Source organism: Arthrobacter sp. MDT2-16 (genome assembly GCF_054510925.1).
The window spans coordinates 623,381-638,002 of the sequence record NZ_JBTNDP010000001.1 but is presented as its reverse complement, the minus strand read 5'-3'; the positions used below and the strand labels follow the sequence as shown (position 1 = coordinate 638,002).

Annotated in this window: 16 protein-coding genes; 10 read left to right on the top strand and 6 right to left on the bottom strand. The window is 69.7% G+C overall.

Annotated features, from left to right (window positions below; all coding sequences use genetic code 11):
- Positions 1 to 15: 15 nt before the first annotated feature.
- The gene (locus ACX80N_RS03110; protein WP_459338234.1) at positions 16 to 1,038 is read right to left on the bottom strand and encodes a LacI family DNA-binding transcriptional regulator; all 1,023 of its coding nucleotides are present in this window, start codon (positions 1,036 to 1,038) and stop codon (positions 16 to 18) included.
- Between the two features lie 111 nt (positions 1,039 to 1,149).
- On the opposite strand from ACX80N_RS03110, the gene ACX80N_RS03105 reads away from it, so the two are divergent.
- The 4 genes from ACX80N_RS03105 (at position 1,150) to ACX80N_RS03090 (ending at position 5,075) form a co-directional block, all read left to right on the top strand.
- Entirely contained in the window at positions 1,150 to 1,884 is a 735-nt protein-coding gene (locus tag ACX80N_RS03105) for a sugar phosphate isomerase/epimerase family protein (RefSeq protein ID WP_459338233.1), read from the top strand.
- Positions 1,881 to 3,008: a Gfo/Idh/MocA family protein gene (locus ACX80N_RS03100; protein ID WP_459338232.1), complete on the top strand. Its 1,128-nt coding sequence runs from the start codon at positions 1,881 to 1,883 to the stop codon at positions 3,006 to 3,008. Before ACX80N_RS03105 ends, ACX80N_RS03100 begins: the two co-directional genes overlap by 4 nt.
- 117 nt (positions 3,009 to 3,125) lie before the next feature.
- A complete protein-coding gene (mgrA, locus tag ACX80N_RS03095; RefSeq protein WP_459338231.1) occupies positions 3,126 to 4,172 on the top strand; it encodes an L-glyceraldehyde 3-phosphate reductase in 1,047 nt (348 codons plus the stop codon).
- A 270-nt stretch (positions 4,173 to 4,442) separates the two neighbouring features.
- Positions 4,443 to 5,075, top strand: a complete 633-nt coding sequence (locus ACX80N_RS03090; RefSeq protein WP_105031794.1) for a uracil-DNA glycosylase family protein — start codon at positions 4,443 to 4,445, stop codon at positions 5,073 to 5,075.
- Between the two features lie 52 nt (positions 5,076 to 5,127).
- Here ACX80N_RS03090 and ACX80N_RS03085 read toward each other — a convergent pair whose 3' ends face one another.
- The 3 genes from ACX80N_RS03085 to ACX80N_RS03075 form a co-directional block, all read right to left on the bottom strand.
- On the bottom strand, positions 5,128 to 5,451 hold the full coding sequence (locus tag ACX80N_RS03085) for a hypothetical protein (protein WP_157940215.1): 324 nt from the start codon (positions 5,449 to 5,451) through the stop codon (positions 5,128 to 5,130).
- Between the two features lie 147 nt (positions 5,452 to 5,598).
- Positions 5,599 to 6,288 (bottom strand): hypothetical protein, encoded by a 690-nt coding sequence (locus ACX80N_RS03080; RefSeq protein WP_459338230.1) that lies wholly within the window; start codon positions 6,286 to 6,288, stop codon positions 5,599 to 5,601.
- A 9-nt stretch (positions 6,289 to 6,297) separates the two neighbouring features.
- Positions 6,298 to 6,717 (bottom strand): DUF1801 domain-containing protein, encoded by a 420-nt coding sequence (locus ACX80N_RS03075; RefSeq protein ID WP_105031791.1) that lies wholly within the window; start codon positions 6,715 to 6,717, stop codon positions 6,298 to 6,300.
- 123 nt (positions 6,718 to 6,840) lie between these two features.
- Between ACX80N_RS03075 and ACX80N_RS03070 the strand changes: the two genes are divergently transcribed.
- From ACX80N_RS03070 to ACX80N_RS03060, 3 genes are all read left to right on the top strand, one after another.
- Positions 6,841 to 7,908, top strand: coding sequence for a spore photoproduct lyase family protein (locus ACX80N_RS03070; protein WP_459338229.1), 1,068 nt, complete (start codon positions 6,841 to 6,843; stop codon positions 7,906 to 7,908).
- 45 nt (positions 7,909 to 7,953) lie between these two features.
- Entirely contained in the window at positions 7,954 to 8,679 is a 726-nt protein-coding gene (locus ACX80N_RS03065) for a YqjF family protein (protein ID WP_459338228.1), read from the top strand.
- Positions 8,680 to 8,869: 190 nt separating this feature from the next.
- Positions 8,870 to 9,226 (top strand): VOC family protein, encoded by a 357-nt coding sequence (locus tag ACX80N_RS03060; protein ID WP_459338227.1) that lies wholly within the window; start codon positions 8,870 to 8,872, stop codon positions 9,224 to 9,226.
- 208 nt (positions 9,227 to 9,434) lie between these two features.
- Here the strand turns inward: ACX80N_RS03060 and ACX80N_RS03055 are convergent, their stop codons facing one another.
- On the bottom strand, positions 9,435 to 10,133 hold the full coding sequence (locus ACX80N_RS03055; RefSeq protein ID WP_459338226.1) for an SDR family oxidoreductase: 699 nt from the start codon (positions 10,131 to 10,133) through the stop codon (positions 9,435 to 9,437).
- Positions 10,134 to 10,320: 187 nt separating this feature from the next.
- Here ACX80N_RS03055 and ACX80N_RS03050 point away from each other — a divergent pair, with 187 nt between their 5' ends.
- Genes ACX80N_RS03050 through ACX80N_RS03040 form a run of 3 tightly spaced genes read left to right on the top strand, consistent with a single transcriptional unit; the run spans position 10,321 to position 12,795 of the window.
- Entirely contained in the window at positions 10,321 to 10,743 is a 423-nt protein-coding gene (locus tag ACX80N_RS03050) for a nuclear transport factor 2 family protein (protein WP_459338225.1), read from the top strand.
- A complete protein-coding gene (locus tag ACX80N_RS03045; protein WP_105031785.1) occupies positions 10,740 to 12,155 on the top strand; it encodes a purine-cytosine permease family protein in 1,416 nt (471 codons plus the stop codon). The genes ACX80N_RS03050 and ACX80N_RS03045 overlap by 4 nt, the downstream gene beginning before the upstream one ends.
- Positions 12,142 to 12,795, top strand: coding sequence for a cyclase family protein (locus ACX80N_RS03040; protein WP_105031784.1), 654 nt, complete (start codon positions 12,142 to 12,144; stop codon positions 12,793 to 12,795). Before ACX80N_RS03045 ends, ACX80N_RS03040 begins: the two co-directional genes overlap by 14 nt.
- Positions 12,796 to 12,882: 87 nt before the next feature.
- Here ACX80N_RS03040 and ACX80N_RS03035 read toward each other — a convergent pair whose 3' ends face one another.
- Positions 12,883 to 14,448, bottom strand: coding sequence for an amino acid permease (locus ACX80N_RS03035; protein WP_459338224.1), 1,566 nt, complete (start codon positions 14,446 to 14,448; stop codon positions 12,883 to 12,885).
- Positions 14,449 to 14,622: the final 174 nt, after the last annotated feature.

Genomic DNA, 14,622 nt, shown 5'->3' with positions numbered 1-14,622 from the left:
GTCCCCGGCACAGGCTCAGTCCGGGGCGGTGCTGGCCCTGACCACGAGTTCGCTCCGGGGCATGGATCGCGTCTGGATGTCTCCGGTGTCGAGCAGGGCGAGCAGCAGTTCGGCGGCCACCCGCCCCTGCATGCCCGGGTTCCGGAACAGGGCCGTGACCGACGGCGACGCGAGCCTGCAGTGCAGCGAATCGTCCCAGCTCACCACCGCCACATCGTCAGGGCACCGCAGCCCGAGCTCGCGGAGGGCGAGCAGGCCGCCCATCGACATGAGGTCGTTGCCGAAGACCACGGCCGTCGCCGCCCGGTGGGCGGGCCCCTGCACGAGCGCGACGACGGCGTCGTGGCCGGCGTCGAGCGCGTAGTCGGCCTCGAACGGGACCACCTCCATGCCGTGTGCATCCGCGGAGGTCCGCACGCCCCGGATGCGCTCCTCCTCGTGCAGGAACGCCCGCGGGCCGGATATATGCGCGATCCGGCGGTGTCCGCGCTGGTGCAGGTGCTCCACGATCGTCGCGGCGTCGGCCGCATGGTCCGTCGTCGTCCCCGAGAAGGGCGTTCCCCACTCCGCCTCAGGGGCGCCGTGCAGGACGAACGGAAGCCCCAGCCGGTCCAGCAGGGCGGGCCGCGGATCGTCGTGCAGGTGGTCGAACAGCAGGACGCCGTCCACCTTGCCCTCCCCGGCCCAGCGCTCGTAGGTCCGGCGCTCCTGCGCCGGGTCCTTGCCCACCATCCGCAGCATCAGCGCCATGTCGCCCTCGGCGAGGGCGGCCTCGATGCCGGCCAGCATCCCCATGTAGTAGGGCTCGGTGCCGATCAGGAGGGGATCGGCGGACAGGACCATCCCGACGGCTCCGGCCCGTGACCGCGAGAGGGCACGTGCGGACGAGCTCGGGTACCATTCGAGTTCCTCGGCGAGGTCCAGGACGCGGCGCCGGGTCAGCTCGCTGACACCGGGCTGGCCATTGAGCGCGTAGGACACGGACGCCTTCGAGATGCCCAGCCTCTTCGCCAGACCCGCAATGGTTTCCTTGGCCATGGCTTACACAATAGCCCGGGGTTCTGCTTGACCCGCCCCGGCATATCGCTTAGGTTCGTGTGAGACCTGAACCGGTTCAGTGATCCCTTTTCTCAGCGAGGAGAATCCTCTGTGACGTATTCACTCCAGCTCTACACACTGCGGACAGCACTGGGGGATGATCTGCCGGGCACCATCAAGCGCGTCGCCGCACTCGGGTACACCGCCGTCGAGCCCTACAACTTCGTGGCCACCGCGGACGAACTGGCGGCGGCACTCTCGGCGAGTGGACTGTCCGCCCCGTCGGGCCACGCCCCGCTGCTCCGCGAGAACCAGGACGAGATCTTCGAGGCCGCGCGCAAGCTCGGCATCGGCACCGTGATCGATCCCCACGTGGAGCGCTCGCACTGGACCACGGAGGAGGACATCCGGGCCACCGCCGAGGCGCTCAACCGGGCCGCGAAGAAGGGTGCCGAGTACGGCATCACCGTCGGCTACCACAACCACGAGTTCGAGCTGGAGGAGCGCATCGACGGCGTCTCCGCCCTCGAGGTCCTCGCCGGTCACCTCGACCCCGAGGTGGTCCTCGAGGTGGACACCTACTGGGCGGCCGTGGGCGGCGAGGACCCCGCCGACCTGCTGCGCCGGCTCGGCGACCGTGTGCGCTTCGTCCACATCAAGGACGGCCCGCTCACCAAGAACGACAAGGAGCAGGTGGCCGTCGGATCCGGCAGGATGCGCGTCTGGGACGTGCTCGACGCCGCTCCCGGTCTTGAGGCCGCTGTCGTCGAGCTCGACGATTTCGAGGGCGACATCTTCAGCGCCGTCGCCGACAGCCTCGCGTACCTGGAAGAGGGAAAGAAATGAGCGCTCGATCGGAGAGCCGGCGCACCGGTCCCGTCGGAGTCGCCGTCATCGGCGCCGGAGTCATCAGCAAGGAGTACCTGACCAACCTGACGAGCTTTCCCGACGTCACCGTGCACATCGTCGCGGACATGTTCGAGGAGGTGGCTGCAGCGCGCGCGGCGGAGTTCGGCGTGCAGGCCTCCGGCGGCGTCGAGGACGCCCTGAACCACCCCGACGTCGAGATCGTGGTCAACCTGACCATCCCCGCGGCACACGTCGAGGTGGCCACCGCCGCCGTCGCCGCGGGCAAGCACGTGTGGAGCGAGAAGCCCTTCTCGTTGGACCGCGAGAGCGGCATCGGCCTGCTCAAGACGGCCGACGCCGCCGGGCTCAGGCTCGGTTGTGCGCCCGACACGTTCCTGGGTGCCGGCCTGCAGACCGCGCTGCGCCTCGTGGCGCGCGGCGACATCGGCGTCCCCCTGACGGCGCTGACCCTCATGCAGTCCCCGGGCCCGGAGTCGTGGCACCCCAACCCGGCCTTCCTCTTCCAGGAGGGCGCCGGCCCGCTGTTCGACATCGGCCCCTACTACCTGACGACGCTCGTACAGACCTTCGGCGCCATCACGAAGGTGGCCGGCTTCGGCTCGAAGTCCCGCGAGACCCGGACCATCGGCTCGGGCCCGAAGGCCGGAGAGGTCTTCGACGTGACCGTCCCGTCCCACGTCAGCGCCATCGCGCAGTTCGCCAACGGGGAATCGTCGCAGAGCATCTTCAGCTTCGACTCCCCGCTGAAGCGGGCCGGCTTCGTCGAGGTCACGGGCACGGAGGGGACGCTCGCGTTCCCCGACCCGAACGACTTCACCGGAGACCTCGTGCTCACGCGCCGCGGAAGCGACGAACCGGAGGTCATCCCCGCCGTGGGCGCGACGTCGACCCGCGGCAGCGGGGTGCTCGAGATGGCACGGGCCCTGCGCGAGGGACGCCCGCACCGCGCCCAGGGCGAGATGGCCTACCACGTGCTCGACGCCATGGTCTCGATCTCCGAGAGCGTCGCCACCGGTGAATTCATCTCACTCACCAGCACGGCAACCGCCGCCGAGCCGCTTCCCGAGGACTGGGACCCGTACGCCTCCACCCTCTCCTGATCCCGGCGGGCGCCTCGGACCAGCTCCGTGGCGTCCGCCGTCCAGGCGCGACGGCGACCGTCGCGCCCATCTCCCCCCGGTGCCGGTCTGCCCGGCGCCCTACGAATGGACTTCCAGATGACGTACAGCCCTGCTGATGATCGATACGAGTCGATGCCGTACCGGCGGGTGGGGGCCAGCGGTCTGCACCTGCCGGCGGTGTCGCTGGGACTGTGGCACAATTTCGGCGACGACAAGGCGTTCGGGGTGCAGCGGGACATCCTGCGGCGGGCGTTCGACCTCGGGGTGACGCACTTCGATCTGGCGAACAACTACGGGCCTCCGGCGGGCAGCGCGGAGACGAATTTCGGCCGGCACCTGAAGGACGACTTCCGGCCTTTCCGGGACGAGCTGGTGATCTCCACGAAGGCCGGGTACGGGATGTGGCCGGGTCCGTACGGGGAGTGGGGGTCACGGAAATACCTGCTCTCCAGCCTGGACCAGTCGCTGGAGCGGATGGGCCTCGAGTACGTGGACATCTTCTACAGCCACCGCCCGGACCCCGACACCCCGCTGGAGGAGACCATGGGGGCCCTGGACACCGCGGTGCGGTCCGGGCGTGCCCTGTACGCCGGGATCTCCTCGTACTCGCCCGAGCGCACCATCGAGGCAGCGCGGATCCTTGCGGATCTGGGCACACCGCTGCTGATCCACCAGCCCTCGTACTCGATGCTCAACCGGTGGACGGAGAACGGGTCCCCGAACCTCTACGAGGCCCTCGAGCAGGCCGGGGCAGGCTCGATCGCCTTCTCCCCGCTGGCCCAGGGGCTGCTCACGGGCAGGTACCTGAACGGGGTGCCCGAGGACTCCCGGGCCGCGGCCGGGAAGTCGCTGGACAAGGAGCAGCTGAGCGCGGAGAACCTGGACCGCATCCGGGGCCTCAATGCGATCGCCGAAGGTCGGGGGCAGAGCCTGGCGCAGATGGCGATCGCGTGGGTGCTGCGGGACCAGACCAAGGGCACCCCGGTGACGTCGGCACTGATCGGGGCCTCCAGCGTGCGCCAGCTGGAGGACAGCCTGACCGCCGTGACGAACCTCGACTTCACGCCCGGGGAGCTGCACGCCATCGACGAGTTCGCCGTCGAATCCGACATCAACCTCTGGGCCGGCGCCCTCGAGGACTAGCCCGAAGGCATGATCACCGTGCCGGGCGTGCCGACGCAGAAACGCCCGGCACGGACCAGGGCTCGGCGTCGAGTTCGATGAGGGCACCGCCGCGTCCTTCCCGTACCAGCAGGCCTACCTTCCCTACAACCGCCTCTCCGACGGCACCGTCCACGACTGGTGAGTGTCCCGCCCGCGGAGCCCGCGGTGCACTGGCGTAGGCTGGAATCCTGCGGACACGTTCGCGCCACCTCAGGCGCCGTCCGCGAGGAGGCAGAATTGGTACAGCGCATGGCAGACCCCACGTATCGGGCCCAGCAGTGGGAACAACGCTACGACCCTCAGATCGAGGACGTGAACCGGCTGTGCGACGCGCTCGCCGAGTCGAAACCGGGATCGACGGTGCCCTACATCGATCCGATCCACGACGTGGACGGCTGCAAGATCGTCAGTCTCTTCTCAAGCCCGGGAGCATCGTTGCCCTCGGGCTTCGTTTCGTTCGAGAACGACGACCCGAGTTCCATCCGCATGGCCGGGATCTACGAGGCCGTGGGCCTGCGACCGGACGCGGTCATGCCGTGGAATGCCTACCCGTGGCTCCTGCCCGAGGGCAAGGAGCGGGCACTGACCATGGAGCAGATCTCCGACGGCGTCAAGCCCCTGCTGACGTTCCTGCAGCAGGTTCCTCGGGCCTCGGCGCTCGTGGCGCACGGTGCCGACGCCCACAAGGCGGCACGTCGGCTCATGAAGTTGGAGAACCGGGCCATCTCGAAGCGCGGCTTCAAGATCTACGAGGTGCGCTCGCCGGGCGAGCGTGCGTTCAAGGGGACCCCAGCCAACCAGGAGCAGTGGCTCAAGGACATCCAGGTGGCCTACACCGACGCCATGGGCCGCGCGGGCATCCGCGCACGGCAGTCCATCTAGCAGGGCCGCACCGGGGGCCGTCGCGGGGCCGTATGACGCCCCGTGAAGGTCCTCAGGCCTGGCGCGGTTGAGTGGTCCGTCCGAGCGACAGCCCGCGGAGGGTCGCCGAGATATCCTCGAGGGACTGCTGCACCCAGGCGAAGGCTTCCTCGTCGGCCCTGTGGGACTCGGTGGCCGGCGCGCAGGCCCTGTGCGCGAGGGCGAGGCGGGCGATGGTCTGCTCGAGGGTCTCGAGCAGTTCGGCCGACTCGAGGGCGAAGTGGTCGGCCGCGGCGCGGACGTCCTGCACAGCTCGACCCACGGGCGTCGGGATGAGCCTGGTGCGGTGGAGGCTGGAAGCATCGGTGGGCGTGACCGACTGGCACTGTGTACTCATGGATGAAAAGACCCTCGCTGGTCAGGACGGCGCCCGTTGGATCGCATGGGCAGAAGACGGTGTCTAGGACAGTCTGCCACCCGGTGTGCGCCCTGCTCGCCACTTCAGGCGCAAGAATCTCGCAAGGTACCGGGCGGTAGCCGATCCTCAGGGCAGCGCCTGCGGTGGACGGCTCTGGCGGATGTCAGGAGGGCCGGCTCCCTGTCGAGGGCCGGAGTGCACTGTGTCCCGATCGGGAAGGCCGGCGTCCGGCCGGTGCCACGTGATGGTGCCGTCAGCGGAACGCACACCCACGAGCGTCAGGCCCGACGGGCCGATCGCGTAGGCGTAGGTGTCGCCCCTGCCGAGGATCGGCAGTTCGCGCTGCCGGGGCTCGGGGCTGCCCGTGCCTGGCTCCCGGACGGGCCGGCAGAGCGAGACCGTGCCGTCCTCGTAGGTGAGACCCACAGTGATGCTGATACCGCGGGCCCGATCCGGCACGGTGAAGTAACCGGTGGCGCGGCGCGGCAGGACGGACGGCGTCGAGGGCAGCCCACCGTCCTGCCCGGCCACGGTCACGGCCCTGCACACGCTGAGGGGTCGGTCGCGGACCTCCACGGCCTTCCCGGGCGGTGACGATTCCCCGCGGGGCACGACGTTCGCGACCACCACGAGCAGGGATGCGACGCTCCCGGCGAGATAGGCGGCACGGCGACGGCGGGGCGGGGCCGGCCCGGGGGGCCCAGAACGGATCGGATCGGCGGAGCCGTCCTCCTGGCGGCTCCCGAGGTCCACGACGACCGGCCGCGGGGAGGCTGCGCCGGGTCCCGGCGTCCCGGGCCCACTGGCCGATGCCACGACATCCGCCTAGGTGAAGTTCTCCGTCACCATGAACTCGTGGCCGCGCTGCACGAGTTCCTCGAGGACACCGAGGTCGATGGTGGCGAGGGAGGATACGTACAGGCAGCCGGCGCCGCGCCGGTGCCTGCCGAGCTGCGGCAGCAGCAGCTCCGCTCCGGGAGCGGAGAGCAGGCCGTACATGGCCTGCGCGGAGGCCCGCGGGGAGAACCCCACGGCCAGGGCGTCACCCTCGTGACCCGAGGCGTACCTGTAGTGGTACCGCCCGAAACCGATCATCGACGGACCCCACATGACGGCCGGTCGGCGCGTCACCCGACCCATCAGTCCGAGCAGCAGCTCGGCGTCCCTGCGGCGGGTCGGATGCGTCAGGGCGCCGATGAAGGCCGCCGGATCCTGCTCCGTCGGCTGTGTGCTGAGTTCGGCCATGGGGGTCGCCTTTCCCGGCGCACGTGCGGTTCCGTGCCACCACTGTAGAACCGAAACGGGCAAGCCAAAAGTGTCAGTCCGGCCCGATAATCTGGACCTATCACCGCCACCCCGAAGGGTCGAATGCTCCAGGCCAGCAAGTTGCTCCAGATCAGTCGGATCTACGTCGAACCGGCCGCAGCCGCGCTGCCCCGCGGTCAGGAGATCCTTGCGCGATGGCCGGAGGCCGATGTCGTCGAGGTCGCCAGCCACTGGCGGATCCCCGAGCTCAGCGGCGACGAGGCGAACGTGCGCCGGTGGGTCCGCATCAAGACCGAGGCACTGATCATCGGTGTCAAGAAGTCCCTGACCGCCAAGCCCAACGGCCGGTCCGCCGACTTCATCGCCCCGTCCACGGCGAACGGCTGCGCCATGGCGTGCGCCTACTGCTACGTGCCCCGCCACAAGGGGTACAGCAACCCCATCACCGTCTTCGCCAACATCGACCAGATCAGCGGCTACCTCGAGCGGCATGTCGCGCGCCAGGGCATCAAGCTCGAACCCAACCAGTGCGACGACCGCGCGTGGGTGTACGACATCGGGGAGAACAGCGACTGCTCCGTGGACGCACTCGTCAGCGACAACGTGCGGGACCTCGTGGACCTGTACCGCGAGCTGCCCACCGCGAAGCTCTCCTTCGCCACGAAGTACGTGAACCGGGACATGCTCGCGTGGGACCCCCAGGAGCGCACGCGGGTCCGTTTCTCGCTCATGCCCGAGCGGTTGGCCCGGACCGTGGACGTGCGCACCACGCCCGTCGCGGAGCGGATCGCCGCGATCAACGACTTCGTGGAGGCGGGCTACGAGGTGCACGTGAACTTCTCGCCGGTGATCATCACGCCCGGCTGGCAGGACGACTGGCGGGAGCTCTTCGGGCAGCTCGATGCCGCCCTGTCGCCGGCGGCGAGGCAGCAGCTCGCGGCGGAGGTCATCTTCCTGACGCACAACCAGCAGCTGCACGAGGTCAATCTGGGGTGGCACCCGCAGGCCGAGGAGATCCTGTGGCGCCCGGACCTGCAGGAGACCAAGCAGTCCCAGAACGGCTTCACCAATGTGCGCTACATCGCCTACGAGAAGCGCGGATACCTCGACGAGTTCCTGCGCCTCGCCGCGACGGACCTGCCGTACTGCCGGATCCGCTATGCCTTCTGATCCGGCGGCCCTCCCCGCGCACTCCGACCGCCGGGTCGCGCGCCCATGAGTGCCGGGTACCGTGCCCCAGGGCTGCCGCGCCCGGTCATCATGGACCAGTTCTGGGGCGATGCCGTCTTCCTGCACTGGAGAATCGAGGCGCATGCGGTGGCCCCCTTCATGCCTCCCGGGGTGGTCCCCGACGAGGTGGACGGCTCATCGTGGGTGGGTCTGATCGGGTTCCGTATGGTCGGGGCAGGGCTGGGCCGGGGGCTGCCCGTGCCGTACTTCGGCTCCTTCACCGAGATCAACGTCCGCCTCTACTCGCGGGGCCCGGACGGCACCCGCGGCGTCGTCTTCGTGACGCTCGACGCCTCGCGCCTCGCCGTCGTGCTCGCCGCCCGGGCCGGCGGGATCCCGTACGTCTGGTCCAGGTGCACACCGCTGGTACGCGGCGAGGGCGGGCAGCGGGAGTACGGGTACGACGTCGTGCGGTACCGGCGCCAGGCGATGTCCCGCTTCGCGGTCCGGCCGGACACGGACAGCACCGCCGACGACCGGCTGTCGCTGGAGCTCACGGCGCGTTTCGGCCTGCACAGCACGTTCGCCGGCCGCACGATCTACATCCCCAACACGCACACCCCCTGGCTGCTGCACCCTGCCACGCTCACGGAGTTCGACGACGGCCTCCTCGGCGCCGCGGGTCTGCCCGTACAGGGGCCGCCGGCATCGGTCCTGTTCTCGCCCGGCGTGCAGACGCAGTTCGGCAGGCCACGCGTCGTGCATCGCTGACGGTCTCGCCGCGGTACCCGCGCCGTCGCCGAGAACGGCACCGCGCGCGTCCCCAGCCCGACCGTCCGCCGATCCGGTACGCCGTCCTGCAGGCCATGTCGGGCCCCACCGTCCCAGCAGCTCGAGACGGTGGGGCTTCCAGCCGGGCTCGAGGACCGCCGTTGTCCGCGATAGGCGCTAGGTTCGCCCCATGGCTATCGCGCGTCTCCCCACCACTGTCCTCGACTGTCCCGACCCCGCGGTACTCGCGGCATTCTATGGCGAGCTGCTCGGCTGGAGCAGTGAGGTGGAGGACGACTGGGCGGAGATCCGGGCCGACCACGGGCAGAGCATGTGCTTCCAGAAGGTGGAGCGCTACACCGCTCCGGATTGGCCCTTCGCCGAGCGGCCCCAGCAGGCGCATCTGGACATGATGGTGGACGACCTCGACGACGCCGAGACGGCCGTCCTGGCCCTCGGCGCGGTCAAGCACGCCTATCAGCCCGGGACGACCTTCCGCGTGTTCCTGGATCCCGCCGGCCACCCCTTCTGCCTCTGCATCAGCTGACGCCTCCCCGGACGCCCCGGCGTCACCGGGGGTCGAGGGCGTACGAGGACGTGCGGCTTTGGGGCTGTCCGTCCTGTGGCGGTGTGCGACACGCCGCTCTGCCGTCGTTGTGCGCAGGAAGCCCCGGTATCCGGTCCACCCGCGGCTCCGGCACGGCTGGGGCGGCTGGGGCACGGTCCGGGCGCGGCGATCGCCCGGGGCAGGCCGCTCAGTCGAGCGTGATGCCGGACGGGCGGATGCTGAGCGATTCGACCGTGGATTCACGGGTGGCGTCGACGGCGAGCCGGACGGCCCTGGCCACCTGGTCGGGCTGGATCCACGCCTCGGGCTGGTAGTCCTTGCCCTCCCACGCGTGCAGTTCCTCCTGCATGTCGGTGGCCACCCTTCCGGGATGGATGGAGCTGACCCGCACGCCGTTCGCCCGCTCCTCCTCGCGCAGGGCGTCCGTGAAGGCGCGCAGCGCGAACTTCGTGCCGCTGTAGACGGCCGACCCGGCGCCCGAGCTGTAGCCCGATCCGCTGTTGATGGCGATGACCTGGCCACCGGCCGCACGCAGCGCCGGCAGCAGGGCACGGGTCAGGGATGCGGCCGCGAAGACATTGACTTCGAAGCTCTCCCGCCAGGCGTCGTCGGACAGTTCCGCCACCGAGCCCATGCGCAGGACGCCTGCGGAGTGGATGAGGACGTCGATACGGGGGATCCCTGCGACAGCAGCGGCCACCTGGCCGGCGTCGCGCAGCTCGGCCGCGAACGGCTCCGCGGACGGGAACGACGACGACAGTTCCGCGAGGGCGGTGAGGTCGCGTCCGCCGAGGAGCAGGTGGTGCGTCGGCGCGAGTTCATCGGCAATGGCACGCCCGATGCCGCGGGACGCACCGGTGATGAGGGCGACGGGGTTCGAGGACATGGTGCAACCCTAGCAACGCGCGCTGCACCGGCCGGTTGCGGTCGTCGTCGTTTCTGGCCAGGGCACCGAACGCGGTGGGCTCGGAACGCAGCCGAGCGGGTTCGTTGACATTAGTGGCGCTCATCACTCATGATCACCAGACAACAAATGTTCACTGGGGGACAACTCACGATCTGAGAAGGGCTCCATGCCTAACGAGAACCTGACGGAGGACGTCGTCCTCACGGCGGCGACCGCCCTGGTCGCCGCCTTCCGTGCCACGGACACCCGCGCCTACTTCGACTCCTTCGCGGAGGACGCGACCTTCGTGTTCCACACGGAGCAGCATCGGCTCGATACCCGGGCCGCGTACGAGCAGCTGTGGGCCGGCTGGGTCGCCGAGGGCTGGCGCGTGACCGGGTGCATCAGCAGCAACCAGCGGGTGCAGCTCCTCGGCGAGACGGCGGTCTTCACCCACGACGTCGAGACGACCACCGCCGCCGCCGGCGTCTCCACCACGACCCGGGAGCGCGAGACGATCGTGTTCCGCCGCTCCGGTGCCGACGTCGTCGCCGTCCACGAGCACCTCAGCCCGGTCCCCGCCGACTCCCCGGAAACGAGCGCGTCATGACCGAGATCCGATCGGGCTCGGCCTACCGACGCCTGTCCGACCACCTCGACAACCACTCCGACGGGTACGGACCTCTCCGGGGCACCCTGGGGACCGCGCGCATGGGGATGATCTGGCTGGCGGCCAACCTCGTTGTGACGACGCTGCTGACCGGGACGCTGTTCGTCCCCGGCCTCAGCTGGGGACTCTCGGTCGCCATGATCGTCCTCGGGACGCTGATCGGCGGATCGGTGCTGGTGCTGGTCGGCAACATGGGCACCCGGACCGGACTGCCCACGATGTCCCTCACGAAGGGGTCCTTCGGGCTCCGCGGGTCCTTCCTGCCGGTCGCCGCCAACGTGGTGACCCTCATGGGCTGGAGCTGGGTGCAGGCGATGCTCGCCGGGGTCACGGTGAACTTCCTGGTCGAGCAGGCCACCGGCTTCTCGAGCCCCGTGCTGTTCTCCGTCCTGTGCCAGCTGCTCGTCGTGTGCCTGGCGATCTTCGGCCACACGGGTATCGCGCGCGTCGAGCCGTGGCTCGCGCTCGTGATCCTCGCGTTCATGGCCTACATCTTCACCACGGCGTTCCTCGCCCACGGCCCGGCCGACTTCTCCGCCATCCCGCAGGACGCCGCGGCCGGATGGACGCCCGTCGCCGCACTCGACGTCGTGATTGCCACCGCGATCTCCTGGACCGTCCTGTCCGCCGAGTTCAACCGTCTCGCCCGGACGCAGTCCGCAGGAATCATCGGATCCGGCATCGGGTACACGCTGTCCACCGTGCTCGCCATGACCCTGGGCGCCACCGCCATCGGCTACGTGGTGCTCGAGGGCGGCGAAGCCGTGCCGTTCGACCCGACGGTGATCGTCGCCGCGTTCGGAGCCCCGCTGGCCGTCGTGATTTTCCTGTCCGTCATGGCGACCAACACCATGGTGGTCTACGGGATGGTGGCCTCCGTGGTGAACATGGCGCCCTCGCGCAGGGTCACGTTCCTGCCGACGGCGATCGTCCTCGGCGGGATCTCGATCCTCGGGTCCACCTGGCTGGCCCTCCTGAACCAGTTCACCGCGTTCCTCACGGTGATCGGCGCCCTCTTCATCCCGGTCTTCGCCATCATGATCGTCGACTACTATCTTGTGCGCTCACGCCACTACGGCCGGGACATCCTGCGGGGGCACGGCGGCGAGTACTGGTACTCCGGGGGCGTCAATGTGGCGGCCGTCGGGGTGTGGCTCGTCGGAGCAGGCGCGTCCCTGCTCCTGACGTACGTGGTGCCCAGCCCGATCGGGGCCACCATCCCCACCTTCGTGCTGTCCGCCCTGCTCTACTTCGCCTGGGCGGCGGCCACCGGGCGGATCGACCGCACGCGGCGCCCGCACGTCCACCTCCTGGACCTGCCGGAGACGCCGCAGGCGCATGCGGATCACTGATCTCTCCCAGCCCATCCGCACGGGGATGCAGGTGTACCCGGGCGATCCGGAGGTCACCGTGACCACGGTGGCGACCGTCGCCGACGACGGGTACCAGGTGGCGTCCCTCCATGCCGGGTCCCACACCGGCACGCACCTCGACGCACCCCTCCACTCGATCCTCGGCGGCGACGCGGTGGACGGCATCGACCTGGCACGTCTCGTGGGGCCGGCGCGGATCATCGGGTGTGGCGCCCTGGACCCGCACTCGGTGATCCACCGGGAGGACGTGGCCGACCAGCTGCACGACCTGGCGGGCATCTCCATGGTGCTGTTCCGCACGGGGTGGTCCGAGTACTTCGGTTCACCCCGGTACCTCGAGCATCCCGTGCTCGCGGTCGGGGTGGCCGAAGCGCTGCTCGCGGCAGGCATCACAGTGGTCGGCGTCGACACGCTCAACCCCGACTCCACCCTGCACAACGGCGGCCACCTGCCGTTCCACACCGTGTTCCTCGGGGCAGGCGGGGTGATCGTCGAGAACCTCACGAACCTGGGTGCCGTCGACTGGGAACGCCCGCTGGTCTCGGTGCTCCCGCTGGCGCTCGCGGGTGCGGACGGCGCCCCCGTCCGCGCTGTGGCGATGGGCCCGGCCGGCGACTGAATCCACGGCATCGGCGCGAGCCCGTGGCAGGGCCCCGGGGGACCCGCCACGGCCCCGTCAGGGGCTGGAACCAGCCCCTGACGGGTCCTAGCTGTCCTCGCCCGCACCCCGGTAGGCCGTGCTGCCCGAGCGCACGGGACCGGCGAGCACCGGGAAGCGACCGGTGAGGCCGTTGCGCTCCTCGGCAGCGGCATAGATGCCCCTGCGCGCTGCGAACCAGCCGAGCACCAGCAGCGGGACCAGCAGCAGAAGGGAGCTGAGCACCCAGCGGCCGGTTTCGGAGAAGCCCATGGTCACGAGGACGAAGAGTAGGAACGCGAGCGTCAGGTAGGCCGTGAACGGGGCGCCGAAGAGCTGGAAGGCCGGCCGTTCGAGCTTGCCCTGCCGTGCGAGGCGGTGCAGCTTGATCTGGCACAGGATGATGGTGGCCCACCCGCCGATGATGCCCAGCGCGGAGATCTCCAGCACGATCTCGAAGGCCTGCGACGGGACGAGGGCATTGAGGCCCACACCCAGCAGGGTCACGACGGCGGTGAGCAGGATGCCGCCGTAGGGGACGCCGTTGGCGCTCATCTTCCCGGTGAACCGGGGAGCGGAACCGTTGACGGCCATGGAGCGCAGGATGCGTCCGGTGGAGTAGAGGCCGGCGTTGAGGCTCGAGAGGGCGGCCGTGAGGACCACGAAGTTCATGATCGACGCGGAGATGGCCCCGGCGTCGGGGCTGCCGATGTGCGAGAAGAAGGTGACGAACGGCGACTCACCCGACTTGTAGGACGTGAAGGGCAGCAGCAGCGACAGGAGCAGGACGGAGCCCACGTAGAAGACGGCGATGCGCAGGACCACGGTGTTCACGGCCTTCGGCATGACCTCGCGGGGATTCTCGGTCTCGCCCGCGGCGGTGCCCACGAGCTCGATCGCGGCATAGGCGAAGACGACGCCACTGATCGCCAGCATGGGGGCGATGGCGCCGGTCGGGAAGATGCCGTCGTTCGCGGCCCACACGGTGAGGCCGGTCTCGCCGACGTCGGTCCTGGCGCCGGTGACGATGAAGATGATGCCCACGATCAGGAACAGCACGAGTGCCGTCACCTTCACGAGCGCGAACCAGAACTCCATCTCGCCGAAGAGCTTCACGGAGACGAGATTCAGGGCCAGCACCACCACGAGCGCAGCCAGGGCGATGCCCCACTGCGGGACGGCCTGCAGGGGTTCCCAGAACTGTGCCCAGAACTTCACGTAGAGGGCGGCCGCGGTGACGTCCACGATCGAGGTCATGGCCCAGTTGAGGAAGTACAGCCACCCGGCGGCATAGGCCATCTTCTCGCCGTAGAACTCGCGGGCGTAGGAGACGAAGGAGCCCGACGACGGCCGGTGCAGCACGAGTTCCCCCAGGGCGCGGAGGATCAGGAACGCGAAGAACCCGCAGATGGCGTACACGAGGATCAGGGCCGGCCCGGAGCCGTTGAGGCGTCCTCCGGCCCCCATGAACAGGCCGGTGCCGATGGCCCCGCCGATCGCGATCATCTGGATCTGCCGGGGCTTGAGCGTCTTGTGGTACCCGGCCTCCTCGCTCTCGAACGACGGCGCGGACGGTCCCGTGCCGGTCCCGGGGCCGGAGGCGCCCGCGACGATGTGCTGCGAACCAGCTGACATGGTGTTCCGATCACAAAGGGTCGGAGCATCCGGGGGATGCTCCGACGACGGTCGAACGCTCGGGAGATCCGAGCAAACCGAACCAATGTTACCGAAAGGTAACACCCGCGCAGGACGGGGCCGGGGGCATGGTGCTGCGCGGATGCCCGCGTTCCTGGGAGGAGCGCGGGCATC

Bases quoted from the DNA above. Each gene is read 5' to 3' on its own strand.
- ACX80N_RS03110 (WP_459338234.1), bottom strand. From the start codon at position 1,038: ATGGCCAAGGAAACCATTGCGGGTCTGGCGAAGAGGCTGGGCATCTCG.
- ACX80N_RS03100 (WP_459338232.1), top strand. From the start codon at position 1,881: ATGAGCGCTCGATCGGAGAGCCGGCGCACCGGTCCCGTCGGAGTCGCC.
- mgrA (WP_459338231.1), top strand. From the start codon at position 3,126: ATGACGTACAGCCCTGCTGATGATCGATACGAGTCGATGCCGTACCGG.
- ACX80N_RS03090 (WP_105031794.1), top strand. From the start codon at position 4,443: ATGGCAGACCCCACGTATCGGGCCCAGCAGTGGGAACAACGCTACGAC.
- ACX80N_RS03085 (WP_157940215.1), bottom strand. From the start codon at position 5,451: ATGAGTACACAGTGCCAGTCGGTCACGCCCACCGATGCTTCCAGCCTC.
- ACX80N_RS03075 (WP_105031791.1), bottom strand. From the start codon at position 6,717: ATGGCCGAACTCAGCACACAGCCGACGGAGCAGGATCCGGCGGCCTTC.
- ACX80N_RS03070 (WP_459338229.1), top strand. From the start codon at position 6,841: ATGCTCCAGGCCAGCAAGTTGCTCCAGATCAGTCGGATCTACGTCGAA.
- ACX80N_RS03065 (WP_459338228.1), top strand. From the start codon at position 7,954: ATGAGTGCCGGGTACCGTGCCCCAGGGCTGCCGCGCCCGGTCATCATG.
- ACX80N_RS03060 (WP_459338227.1), top strand. From the start codon at position 8,870: ATGGCTATCGCGCGTCTCCCCACCACTGTCCTCGACTGTCCCGACCCC.
- ACX80N_RS03055 (WP_459338226.1), bottom strand. From the start codon at position 10,133: ATGTCCTCGAACCCCGTCGCCCTCATCACCGGTGCGTCCCGCGGCATC.
- ACX80N_RS03050 (WP_459338225.1), top strand. From the start codon at position 10,321: ATGCCTAACGAGAACCTGACGGAGGACGTCGTCCTCACGGCGGCGACC.
- ACX80N_RS03045 (WP_105031785.1), top strand. From the start codon at position 10,740: ATGACCGAGATCCGATCGGGCTCGGCCTACCGACGCCTGTCCGACCAC.
- ACX80N_RS03040 (WP_105031784.1), top strand. From the start codon at position 12,142: ATGCGGATCACTGATCTCTCCCAGCCCATCCGCACGGGGATGCAGGTG.
- ACX80N_RS03035 (WP_459338224.1), bottom strand. From the start codon at position 14,448: ATGTCAGCTGGTTCGCAGCACATCGTCGCGGGCGCCTCCGGCCCCGGG.